The following is a 16,894-nucleotide window of genomic DNA, read 5'->3' on the forward strand; positions in this document are numbered from 1 at the left end:
TGACCTCGCGGTCATTCACTGACCGCGTTCGCCATTTTCACTGTCGGGATTGCGCGAGCATTGCGCGGCGCCGAAATCGCTATGGCGTGGTTGCCACGGGCAGTTCGACGCGGAAGCAGACCCCGCCGAGATGGCTCGGCAGCACCGAGATATTGCCGCCATGCTGGCGCACCACTTCGCGCACCAGGTTCAGCCCGAGCCCGGCACCGCGGTCGAGTGGGCGGATGCGGTAGAACGGCTCGAAGATCTTCTCGCGATGTTCCGGCGCAATGCCCGGGCCGCTGTCATGCACCTCGAAAGTGCCGTTGCCGGCGATCTCGATCTCTATGGTGCCGTTATTGCCGCCATGCACCACCGCATTCTGCGTCAAATTCGCCAGCAACCGCTCGATGGCGCCGCGATCGCCCAGCACCCAGGCGGAAGGGTCGGGCGCCCTGAGCGAGATGTCGTACCCGGCGGAGATGGCAAGCGGCGCATGATCGGCGACCACGCGCTCGGCCAGCGGCACCAGGTCGATCGGCTGGAAGTCGATCTGCGATTGCGCCAGCCGCTGCAGGTCGAGCAACTGTTCGGCCATGGCCGCCAGTCTCGCCGTGTCGGTGAGCAACCGGGTCCGCTCCGGGCCGGTGTCGAGATTCTCCACCCGGGTCTGGAGGATAGCGATCGGCGTCTTCAGCTCATGCGCCGCGTCGGCGAGGAAGCGGCGATGGCGCTCATAGCCTTCGTCGAGGCGAGTCAGGGCCTCATTCACCGCCGTCACCAGGCCGCGGACCTCGTAGGGTACCTTGTCGAGCGGCAGGCGTGTGCCGTGCTTGTCGAAGTTGATACTGCGGGCCTGTTCCTCGGCCGCGTCCAGCCCGCGCATCACCTTGCGAACGATCAACGGGATGGCGATCACCGTCGCGATGATCAGCATCAGCAGCAACGGCAGGATGAATATGTTGCCGACCAGGATCGCCGCAAAGATGGTGCTGACAAAGGCGCCACCACCGGCCAGCACATAGAGCTTTCCGATCGGCGTCTCGTCGCTGTGGAATGCGGCGGCCAGGTCATTCTTGCCGCCGGAGTCGCGAATATCGACGAACCACAACCGGTTCAGGCTCGACGCCATCTCGCTATAGGCGGACGGCACCGGACCATCCTCGAATGCGTGCCCCTGGTCGTCCGTCACGATCATCCAGACCGTGGGGGACTCGGCGCGATAGCGCTCGAGCTCGGCATTGGGACCAAGCACCAGTTCGCCATCCGGCCCTCGCTGCATGGCCGCCGCGATCGCTTCCGCCAGCGAGCTGTCGACTAACTGCTCGCCCGGATTGAGCTGCAGGATCAGAATGGTCAAAATGGCCGATGCCAGTGACAGTGTGATGGCTTGCAGCAGCACCAGGCGCCAGGCGAGGCGTCGGCGCAGTGAGTGGGGACGCCAGAACTTCATGCTGCTGCCTTGATCAGGTAACCGACGCCGCGGATGCCGTGGATTTCGACTCCCGCCTTGGCGTCCGCGAGCTTGCGCCTGAGCCGCGAGATATGGGCATCGAGCGAGTTCGACTGGATCTCGTCGCCATAGCCATAGACCGCGTCTTCAAGCGAGGTGCGCAGCACCGTGCGCCCGGCGCGTCGCAGCAGGCATTCGAGCACCAGCAGTTCGCGCCGCGGCAGCTCGATGGTGCTCTCGCCGATCCGCGCCTCGCGGCTGTCTAGATCGAACGACAGCGCACCCAGTTGCACCGATTCCGGCGCCACCTGCATCGGCCGCCGCAGCACGGCGCGCAGCCGCGCCAGCAGTTCCTCTACCGCAAAGGGTTTTGGCAGATAGTCGTCGGCGCCGGTGTCGAGCCCCTCGATCTTGTCGGCAATCGAGCCACGGGCCGAGATGATGATCACCGGCACCCCGGCGTGGCGCTTGCGCAGCAGCGGCACCAGGTCGATGCCATCGCCGTCCGGCAACTTGCGGTCGAGCAGCACCGCGTCATGCGTGTGGCTGAGGATTGCCTCTTCGGCGATGAGCTTGGTGCGCGCGTGGTCGACGACCATGTCATAGCGCGCCAGCACGGCGCTCAGCGCCGTGGCCATCTCCGGCTCATCTTCGACAAGTAGCAATCGCATTCAGGAATCCCCGCGCCACGATCTGCCATATGCAGCATGCATTGCGCCAGGATTGCGCCCCGGCAACCTCGGGTCCGAGCGCGGCCGATCAGCCGCCTGAGGGCTAACTAACCCGTTAGATATTCGAGCCATTTCAGGCGGTGTTTGGCTTTTTCGGCGACCGCAGACTCTGGTATTGTCGCAATGGGGCTCTCGGAAGTTCCGGAGCTTTCCCGCGAAACAGTGGAGAAGCATGATGGCCGAGACAGAGACTTCTACGCCTTCCGATTTTCCCGCCGGACTCCGCGCCATGCTTGGCGACAACTGGTGGCTGCTGCTGCTGCGCGGCATCGCCGCCATCGCCTTCGGCGTGCTGGCCATCTTCTGGCCCGCCATCACGCTCATCTCGCTGACCCTGCTATGGGGCGCCTACACCCTCATCGACGGCGTCTTCGCCCTGTGGGCCGCGATCTCCGGCCGCGCCAACTCCCCCGCCATGGGGCCGCGCTGGTGGATGGCGATCAGCGGCGTCGTCAGCGTCCTCGCCGGTCTTGCTGCCTTCTTCTGGCCCGGGATGACCGCGTTCATCCTCGTCATCTTCATCGGCATCTGGGCGATCATCATTGGTGTGCTGACCATCTGGGGCGCCATCCAGGCCCGCAAGGAGATCGAGGGCGAGTGGGTGCTCGGCCTGTTCGGCGCGCTCAGCATCCTGTTCGGCCTGCTGCTGCTGTTCCAACCGGGGGCAGGGGCGCTGTCGCTGATCTGGACCATCGCCGGCTATGCAATCTTTGCGGGCGTGTTGCTGATCATGCTGGCCTTCCGGGTGCGGAAGTTCAAACGGCCAGCCTGAACCGGGAACCAAGCGGCGCGAGCTACGTTCAAAGGGCAAGGTGAAAGCGCCCGCAAGAACGCGAAGCCCTCTGATCAATGCCCCGGCTCCACTTGTGGACCGGGGCATTTTCTTGTGCGATGCGGTCGAATGCGCCGCCCCGACAAGATGGCGGGCATCTCGGGCTGTCGCCGAAACGCCCGCCAACCCCGTCAGTGTGTGGACGCAAGATCAGGGCGGCGGCCTGATAGCGGAAGGTTCCTGCAATTTCGCTGACAAGGCTGGAAACGCTGCTGTACGGGCGTTTGAGCGCACCCCAAGCCGCTAGAATCGCCCTGTCATGCTGCCGCGAACCGACGCCGTCGCCAGGCCCGTCGTATCGATTCCATAGTCGGCCAGCGCTCGCAGCGCCCAGCCAGGTCCCGTGAGCGTCACGCCGCCGGTAACACCGGCATAAGTGTTGTCGACCACGATCTCCTCGCCGGTCCCGCCCAGGCCGGCGCGGACACCGAGCGACGGCGTCAGGTCGAGCCCGTCGCCGAACGCGAAGGTTCGTGCCACCGTCAATGCGCCGCCCAGCTCCAGCGTCGAGGTCGAGAACCCATCGACGTTGACGATGTCGCCGCGCGGATTGGTGACAGTGTAGGCGCCGACGTCCTCGTGTGCTGTAAATCGCTAAGAATAGCGACAAAGCCGCTTCGGCAGTTGCTGATGCATCCGCGCCACAGCAGACAAACCGCGCCTATTCGGCCGCGCCGGTTCCACTCATCGGCGCCTCGACCTGCAGGTCCTCGCGATAGGGCTTGGCGGACGGCGGGAGGTCCTTGCGCAGGAAGACATCTTCGCCCTTGAGCTGACGCAGCCAGATCGGGATCATCTCCCGATAGCCCGCAAGGATTGACGGGGTAGGCGGGGGCAGGTCGTGCTTGATGGCCTCGTGCAGCCTCTCGAGCGCGTGGTAGGGCACCACCGGGAACATGTGGTGTTCGACGTGATAGTTCATGTCCGAATAGAGGAAGCGGCTGATCGGGTTCATCAGCACGGTCCTGGTGTTCAGCCGATGGTCGGTGACGTCCTCGGCCAGCGCGCCATGCTGCAACAGCCCCACCATCACCATGTGCCAGCAGCCGTAGAGGCGGGGTAGCCCGACCAGCATGAACGGCAGGATCGACTGCATGGCGATCGCGGTGATGCCGGTCGCTGCGTAGATCACCACCCAGATCCGCGCCACCCGAACCACCTTGGGCCACTCGCCCTTGGGAATGAAGCTCTTCTCGGCGTCGCTCACGTCGCCGGCAGCGTTCCGCACCATGTCGCCCAGCGCGTACCAGACATCGACAATGCCGACGAAACTCAGGATCACCCGGGCCAGCACCGGCGGTCGCATCACCGCGATCTCGACGTCGCGGCCGACGATGATGGTGTCGGCGTGGTGGCGAGCGTGGCTCCATTTCCAGATCGTCGGGTTACGGATCAGCATGAAGCAGGCGATCTGGTAGATCACCTTGTTCATCCACGCTGTCTTGAACGCCGTGCCGTGCCCGCATTCATGCCAGCGGCTGTCGCTCGCCGAACCATAGAGCACGCCATAAACCAAGAAGCACGGCACGCACCACCAGGTGCCCCAGAACGCGATGCCGCCAATGCCGGTGACCAGCAGCAGGCCAAGCCAGATCAGGTTGTCGCGTATCGCCGGGCCATCGGAGCGTTGCATCAGTTCTTTCATGACGGCGCGTGGCACCTCAGTGTGATACCACTCGGCTGCCGCGAGGCCGCGCTCGATGGCGCGCTGCGCCTCGGGCCCGGTGATACTGTAGTCGCGCTTCGTGATCATCGGCCCCCCTCCAACGTGTCCTTACGGCCTGACAGGACCCTGCCCAGCGCCAGTGGCGCCAATGGTGGCGGCGATGCTGTCGAGGTCGGCGTCGTCGAGTTCGATGGTCGTTGCATCGATCCAGCCATCGACCTGGGCCGGTGATCGGGCGCCGACAATCGCGGCGCTCAGCCCTGGCCAGGCTAGCACCCAGGTGAGGGCGATGGTTGAGATCGAAGTGCTGTGCTTGTCGGCAACCGGCTTCAATGCCGCCGCGAGGGCAAGATTGCGGTCGAGCCGCTCGCCGGTGAACTCCGGGTTGGTCTTCCGCCAGTCGTTGTCGGCCAGGGTCGCGGCGCGCTCCTGGGTGAAGCTGCCGGTGAGCAGGCCCGCCTGCATCGGGCTGTAGCAGATGACGCCGGTGCCATGCGCCGCGCACCACGGCAGGATCGCCTCCGCGGTCTCCCGCTTGATCATCGAGAACGGCGGCTGCAGCGTTTCCACATGCCCCATCGCTTCGGCTCGCGCCAGTTGCTCGGCATTGTGGTTCGAGAGCCCGATATGCCGAACCTTGCCCTCGGACTTCAGCTCGAGCATCGTCGCCCAATAGTCCTCGAGCGGCACGTCGTCGGCCGGCCAGTGCACCTGGTAGAGATCGATGGCCTCGACCTGCAGGCGTTTGAGCGAGTTCTCGAGTTCGTTGCGGAGGCTCGCCTTGTTGGCGAGGCGGCGCGGGTTCTGCCCGTTGGCGTCTCGGATCACCCCGCCTTTGGTGAAGACGAACGGCCGCCGATCGGTCGGCAGCGCTTTCAGCGTCTGGCCGATCACCTCCTCGGAATGGCCGACGCCGTAGGCCGCAGCAGTATCGATCCAGTTGATGCCCAGGTCGATGGCGTGGCGGATGGCAGCGTCGGAATCAGCGTCATCCTGCGGGCCCCACATATTGCCGCCCATCGCCCAGGCGCCGACGCCAAGGCGGGTGATCTCCATGCCGGTCTTGCCGAAAGCGCGGGTGGGCAGCGACGTTTTCATGTTTGTTTGTCCTCCATCGGTAACTGCCATACCAGCATCTCCTCCCGGATCGGACAACCCAGCCTTGCGACCAATGCCCCGCTCGCGACCCGGCGGGCAGACGTCCAGCATATCGCATCCCGACATCCCCCTTGCGCCGAACCGTAACGTACGGTACGGTTCACGCCATTGATGTCGAGGTGTCCGGTTCGCAGGGTGCGGATCGTCACCTCGCGGGGCCTTGGGTGTCGTCGTGGCGTCTGCCGTTGCCAATAGCGAAGAGGTGTTCACGCCGCGCCAGCAGCAGGTGCTGACGGCGGCGCTGGATCTGCTCGTCGAGCAGGGCGATCGGCTGACCATGACCTCGGTGGCGCGCCGCGCCTCGTGCTCCAAGGAAACGCTCTACAAGTGGTTCGGCGACCGCGACGGGCTGCTCACCGCGACGGTGCAGTGGCAGGCCGCCAAGGTGAAGGCGCCGCAGGTCGATCGCTGGCGGCTCGATTCCGCCTCACTGCGCCAGAGCATCGAGCAGTTCGCTCGAGACCTGCTGGGCACTATCGTCGGCGATGTCTCGGTGACGCTCAACCGTCTCGCCATCGGCCATGCCGGCGCCGAAAAGCATGGGCTCGGGGCCATCGTCCTCGAGAACGGTCCGCTCGCTATCCGCAAGCGCCTGAAGCCGGTGCTGGAAGCGGGCAGGGAGGCGCGGCTGTTGCGCTTCGACAGCTCCGAGGAAGCCTATCGCAGCTTCTTCGGCCTTGTCGTGCGCGACGCGCAGATCCGCCTGCTGCTCGGCGAAACCTTCACTCCTGCCGAAGCCGAGATCGCGCGCGACGCGGCCCGGGCGACGGAACAGTTTCTTGCCATCTACGCGGTCCACCCGGCCGCCTGAGTTCAAATCGGCCGCACCGGCCCAACGCACCAAGAGGAGACTTCCATGCGCGTTTATTATGATCGGGATGCCGATCTCAACATCATCAAAGGGAAGAAGGTCGCGATCGTCGGCTACGGCTCGCAGGGTCATGCGCACACGCTGAACCTCCGCGATTCCGGCGTGAAGGACATCGTGGTGGCGCTGCGTCCGGGCTCGCCGTCGGCCAAGAAGGCCGAGGGCGAAGGCCTCAAGGTGATGTCCGTCGCCGATGCCGCCAAGTGGGCCGACGTCATCATGATGCTGACCCCCGACGAGCTACAGGCCGACATCTACAAGAAGGACATCGAGCCCAATATTCGTGACGGCGCCGCCATCGCCTTCGCGCACGGCCTCAATGTGCACTTCAACCTGATCGAGCCCAAGGCGACCGTCGACGTGATCATGATCGCGCCGAAGGGCCCGGGCCACACCGTGCGTGGCGAATACCAGAAGGGCGGCGGCGTGCCGTGCCTGATCGCCGTCCATCAGGACGCCTCGGGCAATGCCCACGACATCGCCCTGGCTTACGCCTCGGGCGTCGGCGGCGGCCGCTCGGGCGTCATCGAAACCAACTTCCGCGAGGAATGCGAGACCGATCTGTTCGGTGAGCAGGTGGTGCTCTGCGGCGGCCTGGTCGAGCTCATCCGCGCCGGCTTCGAGACGCTGGTGGAAGCCGGCTACGCTCCGGAAATGGCCTATTTCGAGTGCCTGCACGAAGTGAAGCTGATCGTCGACCTGATCTACCAGGGCGGCATCGCCAACATGAACTACTCGATCTCGAACACTGCAGAATGGGGCGAGTATGTCTCGGGCCCGCGCATCATCACCTCGGAGACCAAGGCCGAGATGAAGCGGGTGCTCAAGGACATTCAGTCCGGCAAGTTCACCTCCGAGTGGATGCAGGAATACAAGGGCGGCGCCTCGCGCTTCAAGGCGACCCGTCGCCTCGCCGACGAGCACCAGATCGAGGAAGTCGGCGAGAAGCTCCGCGGCATGATGCCGTGGATCAAGGCCGGCGCCCTCGTGGACAAGGCCAAGAACTAAGCGGGGCCTTGCTCCACGCTTGATCTGATGCGCGCTGGCGCGCCGCCGTGATCAAGGCCGGCGCGCTGGTCGACAAGGCCAAGAACTAATCCAAAGATCCTTCGCAGGATGTATGCGCAGAGGGGCCTCCGGGCCCCTTTGTCGTTTCTGGTCATCAACGTCGGGGAGCACAGGTTGCTCCAACGACTCGATGTCATCCCAGCGAAAGCTGGGACCCAACTCACAGCCCGTGCCAGCGGAGAAAATGGGTCCCAGCTTTCGCTGGGATGACATCCGGTGGGTAGGCGAAACGGTTGGCCCACCGCGTTAGCGCGATGCGGCCCTATTGGATCTACCGGCTGGTGTCCGTGGCCATCCTAATGGCGAGGAAGCCGAGCACCGTGCCCATCAGCCAGCGCTGCAGCCGGGCCCAGAACGGTCGACCGGTGAGGAACAGTGCCACCGTCCCCGCCGTGATGATGAGGATGGCATTGACTGTCATGCTCACGGCAATCTGCGTGGCGCCAAGCACCAAGGTCTGGCCGAGCACATTGCCGGCCGACTTGTCGATGAACTGTGGCAGCAGCGACAGATAAAGCGCCGCGACCTTGGGGTTCAACAGGCTGGTGAACAGGCCCATCGCATAGAGTCGTTTCGGCGAATCCGGCGCCAGCGTCCTGAGTTCGAACGGCGAATGGCCGCCGGGGCGCAGCGCATTCCAGGCCAGCCAGCCGAGGTAGAGCGCTCCGGCGATGCGGATCGCGTCATAGGCGAAGGGCACCGCGAACAACAGCGCGGTGAGGCCGAGCGCCGCCGCCAGCATGTAGACGATAAAGCCGGTGGCAACCCCGAGCAGCGAGATCAGCCCGGCGGCACGACCCTGCGCAATCGAGCGGGAGACCAGATAGGCCATGTTGGGGCCGGGGGCGATCACCATAGCGAAGGCGACGCCGGCGAAGGCGAGAAGGGTGGTGAGCGCGGGCACGGCGGATCCCCGGTTGGCTGCACACCTGCATGCCACGCGCCATGAACTTCCGCCAGTGACGCCTACGTTTTGCTGTCGCTCTTCTCGATGCGCTCGCGGGTGAGCATTTCAAGCAGGCCGACCAGCCGGGTGATGTCTTCCTGGCGGAGCAGGTCGATCTTTTCGTGCAGGGCCTCGATGTCGAGTTCGGCGCGCAGGTTCACATCGTAATCGAGCTGCGCCTTCTGACGGTCGATGTCGGACTGGCGGTTCTGCGCCATCATCAGGATCGGGGCGGTGAAGGCGGCCTGGAAGCTCAGCACCAGGTTGAGCAGGATGAAGGGGTAAGGGTCCCAGTGCTGCACCCAGGCGACGACGTTGAACGCGATCCACAGCACCAGCACCGTCGATTGCACGATGATGAAGCGCCACGATCCGACAAGCGCCGCGATCTGGTCGGCGAGGTACTCGCCATAGGTGCGGGGGAGGCTGATCGGCTTGGCCTGTCGCAGCGTGAATCGCCGCGCCGTCTCGGTGTTGTCGTGGTGGGGTTTGGTTTCGCTCATTGCCGCCTCTTGCTGGCCATGCCATGCGGCGGTTCTATCAGGTCTGGCGGTCGGCGCGGGATCGGATCCGGTGAGCCCCGAATCAAAAAGGGCCCCGATCATCTCGGGGCCCTTCAGCTTGGGATATCGCCTACCGCGAGGTCACTCATGGCCGCGGGAAGGCGTGCTGTGGTGGCGGCCGGCGCGCATCGCGGCGAGGTCGCCACGAGTGAGGCCGATATCACGCAGCAGATGGTCGTCGAACTTCATCAGGTCGGTGAAGACCCGCTTGCGTTCTGCACGACGGAACATGGACGTCAGGCTGAAAGCCATTTGGTCATCTCGTCAGTTTGGGTGGTGCCGGGATCGGCGGAGTGGGCTTATGCCCGTGGATCGATGAATGCCTGATGAACCGTTTGGCCCTTAGCGGGGCTTGCGGCCGAACCAGGTCTTCTGCTTCCTGAGCTCTGCGCGCGTCAGCCCGATATCGGCCAGCAGGCGGTCTTCGATCTGCTGGTTGGGCGTACGGGCACGCAGGTGGTCGGACAGCAGCAACAGTTCGGGGATCATGTTCGATTCCTTGGTTTGATAGCCGGCTCGTCCGGCGTTGGGGCGCTCAATGACCGAGGCCGGTTGAACCGGTTCTGAACGAGGAGTTCAGGGAGAGACCAATGACTGAGATCGCGTTGCCGGCATTCCCGGTCGAGGGAGGCTGCATCTGCGGCGCGGTGCGCTACCGCATCACCGGCGCGCCGCTTGCCGTCTACAACTGCCACTGCCGCGATTGCCAGCGCCTGAGCGGCGCCACGCACTCGATGTCGATGCCGATCGCCCGCGAACGGCTGCAGCATCTGCGGGGCGAACTCGTTGCTTACGACAAGCCGGCCGACAGCGGCAGGACCGTGCGCATGCTGGCCTGCGCCCGCTGCGGCACCAAGCTCTGGAACGAGCCGCTCGCCTCGCCGGCGATCTTCGTGGTCAAGCCGGGCACGCTCGACGACCCGAGCTGGGCCGTCCCCATCGGCAATATCTGGACCGCCAGCCGCCTGCCATGGGCGGTGATCGATGAGGCGCAGGTCAATTTTCCTGGCCAGCCGCCCGACCGCCAACCGCTCTATGAAGCCTGGAGCGCGGCGACGACCTGATGCGGTTCACCGCAATTTGCCGGAAGAGATCGCCGCGCCGGCGGAGGGAGCGGCGCACCGTGTCGTGCTAGTAGGTGGACGAAACGCCTGGAGGGGATGATGAGTTTCGACAGTGATATCGCGCTGGTGGCCGAGCAGGAGCGGCAGCTGGTGTTCAGCCGGTTCGACGAGACCACGGCGCTGCAGTTGGGCGAGGATATTCGTGAGCTCGCGGTGGCGGCAAAGGCGGCCCTGGTGATCGACATCCGCTTCTGGAACCGGCCGCTCTACTACTACGCGATGGCCGTCACCGGCCCGGACAATTTCGAGTGGGTCCGGCGCAAGAGTAACTGCGTTCGGCGCTTCAACCGCGCTTCCTACGCGCTGACGCTGCGCCAGCAGCGCGACAATCGCGGCTTCGCACCCGATGACAATGTCGACCCTACCGAGATTGCGGCGCATGGCGGCTCGTTCCCGATCCGCATCGAGGGGGTAAGCGTCGTCGGAACGATCACCGTGTCGGGCGTCCCCGGCAGGCACGATCATGGCTTCGTGGTGACCGCGATCGCAGGGCATCTCGGCATCGATCCAGTGCCACTCATGCTGTCGCACGAGGAACCGACAGCCGACTGACCGGCCGGCTTGCCGGGATGCCGTTGGCCATGCCGCCGCAACCACAGCGACCGTATGGCTACGACAGACGACATCGCAGAATCATCGAGCAAGAACCGGGCTCGAGTTCACCGAGAACGCGGCGTTCTCGATCGGCGTAAGGGTGCGTGAGCGTCCCCCGCGAGAAGCTCGGACTGGTGGCCCCGAATCCGGCACTTGACGATGCGGACTCTGTCCTTGTCGTGGTGCCAATCCGCGCGAAAGACGTCGCTTCGATCGCTGCCTCCGGTCACGCACCCGATCGTCAAGCGCTCTGCGCCTGAAGCACGGCGACGCTTAGCGCACTCGCAGGAGCCAGCTCTGCTGTTCGCGATGCACGTGCAGCAGCAGCGCCGTGAGGAATAGCGAGATGCCAACGATTTCGAAGGTTTCCTCGGTCACCACGAAGGCGATGTAAGAGGGGGCATCGACACCCTGCGCCTCAAAGATCGGAGCCCCAAGCATCTCCAGCCCAACGGCCCCGAAGACATAGATTGCACCCGACCCGAGAAACAGCAGTTGGGTGCGCCGCGGCAGGCGCAGGATGAACCGCCAGAGCAGAAGCAGGACCACGATCACAGCGGGGATCGCCACGAGGACCCACCCAAAGGTGAACACTCCGCTGGTGTGAAACACGAGCTTCACCTTTTCGATGAGGATCTCGTGAATGCTCGCCGTCTCGTCCATCGACAGGTAGACAAAGCCGAAGGCCAGCAACAGCCAGCCGACCCGTTGCTTGGATCGTTCAGCGCTGGCCTGCTGCGCCTGCAGGAAGAGCATCAGGGCACAAGCGATCAACTGCGTCGACGAGTACCAGACCGGAAGCGTATTCTCCGCATCGAGGCGCAGAATCTTCAGCCCATAAGTGCTGCTGGGCGTTCCCGACGAATAAGCCGCAAGCTCCCGGCCTACGCCCGCTGCAACGACGGCCGCGCTGGCGACCCATATCGCTATCGATGCTGTGATGACTGAAATGCTGACCAGCGTGGGCCCTGCCGAGGCAAGAGCGTCGCGAGATCCGGCCTGTTTGCTCCGCCCGTCCATCGCGCCCCTTTGCGACAACTGTCTTCGGGTATTTCAGAGATCATTACGCCGCCGCCTGGCTGCGGTCAAAGGCGACAAGAGGTGCGCTTGCCGCGGTGCCATGCGGTTGGCTATATCGCCCGCAACCACAGGGAGCGGACGATATGGCTACGGCAGACGACATCGCCAAAATCATCGAGCAGGAGCGGGGGCTCGAGTTCACCGAGTTCAACGAGAACGTAGCGTTCTCGATCGGCGCAAGGGTGCGTGAGCGCGCCCTGCGCGAGAAGCTCGGGCTGGTGGTCGACGTCCGCACCTGGGACCGGCAGATGTTCTACGCCGCCATGCCCGGGACCACGGCCGACAATCCGAACTGGGTGCGCCGCAAGATCAACACCGTGCAGCGCCTGCTCAAGTCGAGCTATCGCGTGGCGCTGGAGCAGAACCGCGAGGATCGGCTGTTCGCGCCGAATCGGGCGCTCGACGGTGCTGACTTTGTCCTCGCCGGGGGCGCCTTCCCGATCCGCATGAAAGGCTTCGGCCCCATCGGCTGCGTCACCATTTCGGGCCTCCACGAACGCGACGATCACCAGGTTGGCGTGGACGCCGTGGTCGAAGAACTCGGGCTCGACAAGGCGGCTTTCGCACTCGCCAAGCTTTAGTTGGAGGCGTCGCGCGGAGGCGGCTTGACACCGCGGATCGGGCTGCCGCAACTGCTGCCCGGTTGCGGAGCCCGATCATGAAACTCAACTACGTGCTGCTTGATGTTTTCACCACCGAGCGGCTGCAGGGCAATCCCCTGGCCGTCGTGCTCAAGGCCGACGGGCTGCTCGACGATCGGATGCAGGCGATCGCCGCCGAGTTCAATCTGTCCGAGACGGTGTTCATCCAGAAGGCGCAGTCAGAGCGCCACACGGCGGCCGTGCGTATCTTCACGCCGACCGTGGAGCTCCCCTTCGCCGGTCACCCGACAGTGGGCGCCGCCGTGGTGCTAGGATTACAGAATCGAAGCACTGCCGTGCGGCTCGAGGAGCAGGTCGGCGTCATCACCTGCGTGATCGAGCGCGTCGAAAAGGATGTCGGGCTCGCCCGCTTCGCGCTGCCTCGGTTGCCCGAAGAGGTCGGCAAGGTGCCTTCCGTCGAAGCGATAGCCGCCACGCTAGGGCTCCATGCCGACGACATTGGCTGCGGACCTTACCAGCCGGCGCTGTTCTCGGCCGGCGTGCCCTATTACCTGCTGCCGGTCCGCGACGCGGCGGCCCTGAAGCGCATTCGCCTCGAGCGACGCGGCTGGGACATGAACTATCCTGAGGGGCATGGCTCGATCTACGTCTTCACCCAGACGCCGGAAGAGCATGGCAACGACTTCGCCGCGCGCATGTTCTCGCCCGGCATGGGCCAGGTCGAAGACCCCGCGACCGGCTCGGCTGCCGCCGCGCTTATTGGCCTTCTCGCCCGTCACACCGATAACGGCCAGCACGAGTTCCGCCTGCGGCAGGGATACGAGATGGGCCGTCCCAGCCTCATCACGCTGCAGCTGCGCAAGGATGGCGACAGGCTCACCCATGGCGGCATCGGCGGCCACGCGGTGATCGTCGGCGAAGGGACGCTCAACCTCGGGGACTAGCGATTTCAAATATCAACTGACAGACTTGCAATTCTGTCAGTCGTCATCCACATGAGCGGTCTCACCACAAGGAGACTGGTCATGGATCATCGCACGCTTGGAACATCGGGCCCCGTCGTTTCCGCCCTCGGCCTGGGCGCCATGGGGATGTCGGGCGCCTACGGGCCGTCCGATCGCAGCGAGAGCATTGCCACCGTGCATACCGCGCTCGAGGCCGGCGTCACCCTGATCGACACCGGCGATTTCTACGGCATGGGGCACAACGAGATGCTGCTCGGCGAAGCCTTGCAGGGTCGGCGCGACAACGCCGTGCTCAGCGTCAAGTTCGGCGCGCAGCGCGGGCCAAACGGGCAGTGGTTCGGCTTCGACGGGCGGCCGGCAGCCGTCAAGACCGCGCTCGCCTACACGCTCGAGCGCCTCGGCGTCGATTACATCGACATTTACCGGCCGGCGCGGCTCGATCCGAACGTGCCGATCGAGGAAACGGTCGGCGCCATCAAGGACATGATCGACGCCGGCTATGTTCGCCACCTCGGTCTCTCCGAGGTCGGCCCCGAGACCATCCGCCGCGCCAATGCGGTGCATCCGGTGGTTGACCTGCAGATCGAGTATTCGCTGATCTCGCGCAGTATCGAGCGGGCGATCCTGCCGGTGACGCGCGAACTGGGCATCGGCGTCACCGCCTATGGCGTGCTGTCGCGTGGCCTGATCAGCGGCCACTGGAGCAAGGACGGTCTCGTCGCCGGGGATTTCCGCGGTCACAGCCCGCGGTTCAGCGCCGAGAATGTTGATCACAACCTGCAACTGGTCGACAAGCTGCGCGATATCGCAGCCGGCAAGGGCATCAGCGTCGCGCAACTGGCGATCGCCTGGGTGCTGGCGCAGGGCAGGGACATCGTCCCGGTTATCGGCGCACGGCGCCGGGATCGGTTGACCGAGGCGCTGGGCGCGCTCGATGTGGTGTTGACGCCGGCCGATCTGTCCGCCATCGAAGGAGCGGTGCCACCGAATGCCGCGCGCGGCGAGCGCTACCTGCCGGCGCAGATGGCAATGCTCGACAGTGAGCGAACTGGAGCCTGATGAACGAGGTCTTGACCCGCGAACGAATTCTCGAGGCGGCGGAACAGGTGTTTCGCCGCTTTGGTCCGCATAAGACCACGGTGGTCGATGTGGCGCGGTTGCTCGGGGTCAGTCACGGCAGCGTTTACCGGCATTTCGACAGCAAGATTGCGCTGCGCGACGCGGTGGTCGAGGGCTGGTTGAAGCGCACGTCGGATCCCCTGGCGGCGATCGCGACCTCCGGGGAAGCGCCAGCGAAGCGGCTGCGCCTGTGGTTCAGCACGCTGCTCAAGCTGAAGCGCGAGAAGGTCAAGAGCGATCCGGAGCTGTTCTCGGTATCGCGCACCATCTTCGCCGAGGCGCGCGAGGTGGTGGCCCGGCATGTCGACACTCTCGTCGGCCAGCTGGAGATCATCATTGGGGACGGCATCGCCAGCGGCGACTTCCGGCCGGTCGACCCGCGGGCCACAGCGCAGGCTATGTTCGACGCCACCGCCCGCTTCCACGACCCGGCGCACGGCGCCGAGTGGAGCGCGCCCGATGTCGATGCCGGCTTCGACCGCGTCTATGCGCTGGTGACCGCCGGCATAGTGGCATAGACCCGGACCACGCCACGCCTTCACAATTCATCCGCGTCACGTGCCGACGCTAGTGCGACGCACCCAACTCAGCTAGCCTCCCCGCGGGCATTTGGAGGGCTAAGCCGTGTACGTTGTCACACTTCTGATTTTCTTCATCCACATCGTCGCGTTCATCGCCGGCGGCGCCAATTTGGTGCTGATGCCGATCGTCGGCGCCAAGCTGCCGACCGCCACGCCGGAGCAGCGCGGCCTGCTGTTCTCGATCATCGAAGGGTTCGCCAAGGTCGGCAAATACGCCTTTGCGACGCTGCTGATCACCGGCATCCTGACACTCTGGCTCAAGTGGAACTGGGTCGTTCCCAACGCCTGGTTCTGGGTCAAGATGCTGGGCATCCTCGGGATGATCGTGTTCATCAGCCTCAACGAGGTGAACCGCAAGAAGGCCATCGCGGGCGATGCCGAAGCGGCCAAGCGCGCCAAGATGTTCGGCCAGCTGACCGGGGTCTCCTTCCTCGTCGTGGTCTTCTCCGCCGTGTTCGCCTTCAACTGAAGTCCCCTGCAACTGAGGTCAGCTTGGACGTCGCCTTTTCGCTTCTGCTCATCGCCCATCTTGTCGGTCTCATGCTGGTAGCGGCGGCGTTCCTGCCGCTGCTGGGGATGATGGCGCAGGGCGGGGCGGCGCCCCAGACCAACCGGCTGCTCACCCGCTTCGGGCACTTCGGCATCATCGTGCTGCTGCTCAGTGGGCCGTTGATGATCTGGGTCCGCTACGGCAGCCTCGACGGCGTCAGCCACTGGTTTTGGGCCAAGATGGCGTTCGTCGTGCTCCTGGCGGCAGGCGTCGTCACATCGGCGGTCTCTGCGCGCAAGATGCGCGCCGGCGATGCGGCGGCGACAGCGCGGGTGCGGCTCGGCCGGATTATCGCCGTGGTATCGCTACTGGCGATCGTGGTGTTCGCCGTGCTGGCGTTCAACTGATGCCACGGCTCGACCACATCAATATCGACGTGTCGGACGGCGCGCGGATGGTGCGGTTCTTCGCCGAGGTGCTTGGTGCCGAGGATGGCTTTCGTCCGCCATTCGATTTTCCCGGCCACTGGATTTACGTCGATGGCCATCCGGCCATCCACTTGAATGTCGCACCGAGAGCGAACGATTTCCCGCGCGGCATGGTCAATCACGTGGCCTTCGGGGTCTACGGGTTCGAGCCGACCAAAGCGCGGATCGAGGCGGCGGGGTGGCCGTACCGGATCACCGACATCCCCGACTCGGAGGTCGGGCAGTTCTTCGTCGAAGGTCCGGAAGGGCTGCTGCTCGAGGTGCAGTTTCGCCGCGAGCGGCCCGCGCGCGGCTAGGGCCACTTCACCTTCCGTTAGCCGCCGCTGCGCAAAGGCTTGCGCAAGCGGCGGAATTCGCGCAGTATTTGCGCCGTAGCAAGTTTTGGTCTGACGAATGCAGCGCAACCGCGCCATTGCCATAGCCGCCGCCCAGCAGAAGGCTCGTGAGAGCCGGCTGATGATTGCGGCCGCTCTGCTGCTGCTTCCGGCCGCCCTGCTTCTCCTTCTTATCAGCCCCTGATAACCGACAGCTCGTCTAGCGAGCGGGTGGTCAGGGGAGCGCGCAGGTTAACCGAACAACGATTTGTC

At 64.8% G+C, this 16,894-nt stretch carries 23 protein-coding genes; 13 read left to right on the plus strand and 10 right to left on the minus strand.

Annotated features, from left to right (window positions below; all coding sequences use genetic code 11):
* Positions 1-79: 79 nt before the first annotated feature.
* Entirely contained in the window at positions 80-1,432 is a 1,353-nt protein-coding gene (locus ASC89_RS06030; RefSeq protein WP_055995810.1) for a HAMP domain-containing sensor histidine kinase, read from the minus strand.
* Positions 1,429-2,103, minus strand: a complete 675-nt coding sequence (locus ASC89_RS06035; protein WP_055995813.1) for a response regulator transcription factor — start codon at positions 2,101-2,103, stop codon at positions 1,429-1,431. The genes ASC89_RS06030 and ASC89_RS06035 overlap by 4 nt, the downstream gene beginning before the upstream one ends.
* Positions 2,104-2,338: 235 nt before the next feature.
* Here ASC89_RS06035 and ASC89_RS06040 point away from each other — a divergent pair, with 235 nt between their 5' ends.
* Complete coding sequence (locus ASC89_RS06040) at positions 2,339-2,935, plus strand: HdeD family acid-resistance protein (RefSeq protein WP_055878391.1); 597 nt, start codon at positions 2,339-2,341, stop codon at positions 2,933-2,935.
* A gap of 303 nt (positions 2,936-3,238) precedes the next feature.
* Here the strand turns inward: ASC89_RS06040 and ASC89_RS06045 are convergent, their stop codons facing one another.
* The 3 genes from ASC89_RS06045 to ASC89_RS06055 all read right to left on the minus strand — a co-directional run bounded on the left by ASC89_RS06045 (position 3,239) and on the right by ASC89_RS06055 (position 5,759).
* Positions 3,239-3,475, minus strand: a complete 237-nt coding sequence (locus ASC89_RS06045; protein WP_156384520.1) for a hypothetical protein — start codon at positions 3,473-3,475, stop codon at positions 3,239-3,241.
* A gap of 181 nt (positions 3,476-3,656) precedes the next feature.
* Positions 3,657-4,748: a fatty acid desaturase family protein gene (locus tag ASC89_RS06050; protein WP_055995819.1), complete on the minus strand. Its 1,092-nt coding sequence runs from the start codon at positions 4,746-4,748 to the stop codon at positions 3,657-3,659.
* A gap of 21 nt (positions 4,749-4,769) precedes the next feature.
* The gene (locus tag ASC89_RS06055; RefSeq protein WP_055995823.1) at positions 4,770-5,759 is read right to left on the minus strand and encodes an aldo/keto reductase; all 990 of its coding nucleotides are present in this window, start codon (positions 5,757-5,759) and stop codon (positions 4,770-4,772) included.
* 232 nt (positions 5,760-5,991) lie between these two features.
* Between ASC89_RS06055 and ASC89_RS06060 the strand changes: the two genes are divergently transcribed.
* Both ASC89_RS06060 and ilvC read left to right on the plus strand, forming a co-directional pair.
* Positions 5,992-6,630, plus strand: a complete 639-nt coding sequence (locus ASC89_RS06060) for a TetR/AcrR family transcriptional regulator C-terminal domain-containing protein (protein WP_055879813.1) — start codon at positions 5,992-5,994, stop codon at positions 6,628-6,630.
* Between the two features lie 45 nt (positions 6,631-6,675).
* Positions 6,676-7,695 carry a ketol-acid reductoisomerase gene (ilvC, locus tag ASC89_RS06065; RefSeq protein WP_055995826.1) on the plus strand — a complete coding sequence of 340 codons (1,020 nt, stop codon included), beginning with the start codon at positions 6,676-6,678 and terminating at the stop codon, positions 7,693-7,695.
* A gap of 331 nt (positions 7,696-8,026) precedes the next feature.
* Here ilvC and ASC89_RS06070 read toward each other — a convergent pair whose 3' ends face one another.
* From ASC89_RS06070 to ASC89_RS28400, 4 genes are all read right to left on the minus strand, one after another.
* Positions 8,027-8,659, minus strand: coding sequence for a LysE family translocator (locus ASC89_RS06070; RefSeq protein ID WP_055995829.1), 633 nt, complete (start codon positions 8,657-8,659; stop codon positions 8,027-8,029).
* 62 nt (positions 8,660-8,721) lie between these two features.
* Positions 8,722-9,204 carry a DUF1003 domain-containing protein gene (locus ASC89_RS06075; RefSeq protein WP_082533202.1) on the minus strand — a complete coding sequence of 161 codons (483 nt, stop codon included), beginning with the start codon at positions 9,202-9,204 and terminating at the stop codon, positions 8,722-8,724.
* Between the two features lie 141 nt (positions 9,205-9,345).
* Positions 9,346-9,516 carry a DUF1127 domain-containing protein gene (locus ASC89_RS28085; RefSeq protein ID WP_082528055.1) on the minus strand — a complete coding sequence of 57 codons (171 nt, stop codon included), beginning with the start codon at positions 9,514-9,516 and terminating at the stop codon, positions 9,346-9,348.
* A gap of 90 nt (positions 9,517-9,606) precedes the next feature.
* Positions 9,607-9,753 (minus strand): DUF1127 domain-containing protein, encoded by a 147-nt coding sequence (locus tag ASC89_RS28400; protein ID WP_156384522.1) that lies wholly within the window; start codon positions 9,751-9,753, stop codon positions 9,607-9,609.
* Positions 9,754-9,854: 101 nt separating this feature from the next.
* Here ASC89_RS28400 and ASC89_RS06080 point away from each other — a divergent pair, with 101 nt between their 5' ends.
* Positions 9,855-10,328, plus strand: coding sequence for a GFA family protein (locus ASC89_RS06080; protein WP_055995832.1), 474 nt, complete (start codon positions 9,855-9,857; stop codon positions 10,326-10,328).
* Positions 10,329-10,427: 99 nt separating this feature from the next.
* Positions 10,428-10,940, plus strand: coding sequence for a heme-degrading domain-containing protein (locus ASC89_RS06085; protein ID WP_055878381.1), 513 nt, complete (start codon positions 10,428-10,430; stop codon positions 10,938-10,940).
* A 315-nt stretch (positions 10,941-11,255) separates the two neighbouring features.
* On the opposite strand, the gene ASC89_RS06090 is transcribed toward ASC89_RS06085, so the two are convergent.
* Entirely contained in the window at positions 11,256-12,002 is a 747-nt protein-coding gene (locus tag ASC89_RS06090; RefSeq protein WP_156384523.1) for a hypothetical protein, read from the minus strand.
* 143 nt (positions 12,003-12,145) lie between these two features.
* Here ASC89_RS06090 and ASC89_RS06095 point away from each other — a divergent pair, with 143 nt between their 5' ends.
* From ASC89_RS06095 to ASC89_RS29085, 8 genes are all read left to right on the plus strand, one after another.
* Complete coding sequence (locus ASC89_RS06095; RefSeq protein ID WP_055995838.1) at positions 12,146-12,643, plus strand: heme-degrading domain-containing protein; 498 nt, start codon at positions 12,146-12,148, stop codon at positions 12,641-12,643.
* A 77-nt stretch (positions 12,644-12,720) separates the two neighbouring features.
* Positions 12,721-13,608, plus strand: a complete 888-nt coding sequence (locus ASC89_RS06100; RefSeq protein WP_055995841.1) for a PhzF family phenazine biosynthesis protein — start codon at positions 12,721-12,723, stop codon at positions 13,606-13,608.
* 81 nt (positions 13,609-13,689) lie between these two features.
* Positions 13,690-14,688, plus strand: coding sequence for an aldo/keto reductase (locus ASC89_RS06105; RefSeq protein ID WP_055995845.1), 999 nt, complete (start codon positions 13,690-13,692; stop codon positions 14,686-14,688).
* A complete protein-coding gene (locus ASC89_RS06110; RefSeq protein WP_055995848.1) occupies positions 14,688-15,266 on the plus strand; it encodes a TetR family transcriptional regulator in 579 nt (192 codons plus the stop codon). Before ASC89_RS06105 ends, ASC89_RS06110 begins: the two co-directional genes overlap by 1 nt.
* A 106-nt stretch (positions 15,267-15,372) precedes the next feature.
* Positions 15,373-15,798 (plus strand): hypothetical protein, encoded by a 426-nt coding sequence (locus ASC89_RS06115; RefSeq protein ID WP_055995851.1) that lies wholly within the window; start codon positions 15,373-15,375, stop codon positions 15,796-15,798.
* A 23-nt stretch (positions 15,799-15,821) separates the two neighbouring features.
* On the plus strand, positions 15,822-16,226 hold the full coding sequence (locus tag ASC89_RS06120; RefSeq protein WP_055995854.1) for a hypothetical protein: 405 nt from the start codon (positions 15,822-15,824) through the stop codon (positions 16,224-16,226).
* The gene (locus tag ASC89_RS06125; protein WP_055995857.1) at positions 16,226-16,603 is read left to right on the plus strand and encodes a VOC family protein; all 378 of its coding nucleotides are present in this window, start codon (positions 16,226-16,228) and stop codon (positions 16,601-16,603) included. Before ASC89_RS06120 ends, ASC89_RS06125 begins: the two co-directional genes overlap by 1 nt.
* Positions 16,604-16,700: 97 nt before the next feature.
* On the plus strand, positions 16,701-16,826 hold the full coding sequence (locus ASC89_RS29085; RefSeq protein WP_274532685.1) for a hypothetical protein: 126 nt from the start codon (positions 16,701-16,703) through the stop codon (positions 16,824-16,826).
* Positions 16,827-16,894: the final 68 nt, after the last annotated feature.

This window comes from Devosia sp. Root413D1, from assembly GCF_001425235.1.
GTDB lineage: Bacteria > Pseudomonadota > Alphaproteobacteria > Rhizobiales > Devosiaceae > Devosia_A.

Coding starts and splice junctions, on each gene's coding strand:
- ASC89_RS06085 (WP_055878381.1), top strand. CDS start 10,428: ATGAGTTTCGACAGTGATATCGCGCTGGTGGCCGAGCAGGAGCGGCAG.
- ASC89_RS29085 (WP_274532685.1), top strand. CDS start 16,701: ATGCAGCGCAACCGCGCCATTGCCATAGCCGCCGCCCAGCAGAAGGCT.
- ASC89_RS28400 (WP_156384522.1), bottom strand. CDS start 9,753: ATGATCCCCGAACTGTTGCTGCTGTCCGACCACCTGCGTGCCCGTACG.
- ASC89_RS06105 (WP_055995845.1), top strand. CDS start 13,690: ATGGATCATCGCACGCTTGGAACATCGGGCCCCGTCGTTTCCGCCCTC.
- ASC89_RS06055 (WP_055995823.1), bottom strand. CDS start 5,759: ATGAAAACGTCGCTGCCCACCCGCGCTTTCGGCAAGACCGGCATGGAG.
- ASC89_RS06030 (WP_055995810.1), bottom strand. CDS start 1,432: ATGAAGTTCTGGCGTCCCCACTCACTGCGCCGACGCCTCGCCTGGCGC.
- ASC89_RS06040 (WP_055878391.1), top strand. CDS start 2,339: ATGGCCGAGACAGAGACTTCTACGCCTTCCGATTTTCCCGCCGGACTC.
- ASC89_RS28085 (WP_082528055.1), bottom strand. CDS start 9,516: ATGGCTTTCAGCCTGACGTCCATGTTCCGTCGTGCAGAACGCAAGCGG.
- ASC89_RS06125 (WP_055995857.1), top strand. CDS start 16,226: ATGCCACGGCTCGACCACATCAATATCGACGTGTCGGACGGCGCGCGG.
- ASC89_RS06090 (WP_156384523.1), bottom strand. CDS start 12,002: ATGGACGGGCGGAGCAAACAGGCCGGATCTCGCGACGCTCTTGCCTCG.
- ASC89_RS06110 (WP_055995848.1), top strand. CDS start 14,688: ATGAACGAGGTCTTGACCCGCGAACGAATTCTCGAGGCGGCGGAACAG.
- ASC89_RS06050 (WP_055995819.1), bottom strand. CDS start 4,748: ATGATCACGAAGCGCGACTACAGTATCACCGGGCCCGAGGCGCAGCGC.
- ASC89_RS06080 (WP_055995832.1), top strand. CDS start 9,855: ATGACTGAGATCGCGTTGCCGGCATTCCCGGTCGAGGGAGGCTGCATC.
- ilvC (WP_055995826.1), top strand. CDS start 6,676: ATGCGCGTTTATTATGATCGGGATGCCGATCTCAACATCATCAAAGGG.
- ASC89_RS06100 (WP_055995841.1), top strand. CDS start 12,721: ATGAAACTCAACTACGTGCTGCTTGATGTTTTCACCACCGAGCGGCTG.
- ASC89_RS06035 (WP_055995813.1), bottom strand. CDS start 2,103: ATGCGATTGCTACTTGTCGAAGATGAGCCGGAGATGGCCACGGCGCTG.
- ASC89_RS06075 (WP_082533202.1), bottom strand. CDS start 9,204: ATGAGCGAAACCAAACCCCACCACGACAACACCGAGACGGCGCGGCGA.
- ASC89_RS06095 (WP_055995838.1), top strand. CDS start 12,146: ATGGCTACGGCAGACGACATCGCCAAAATCATCGAGCAGGAGCGGGGG.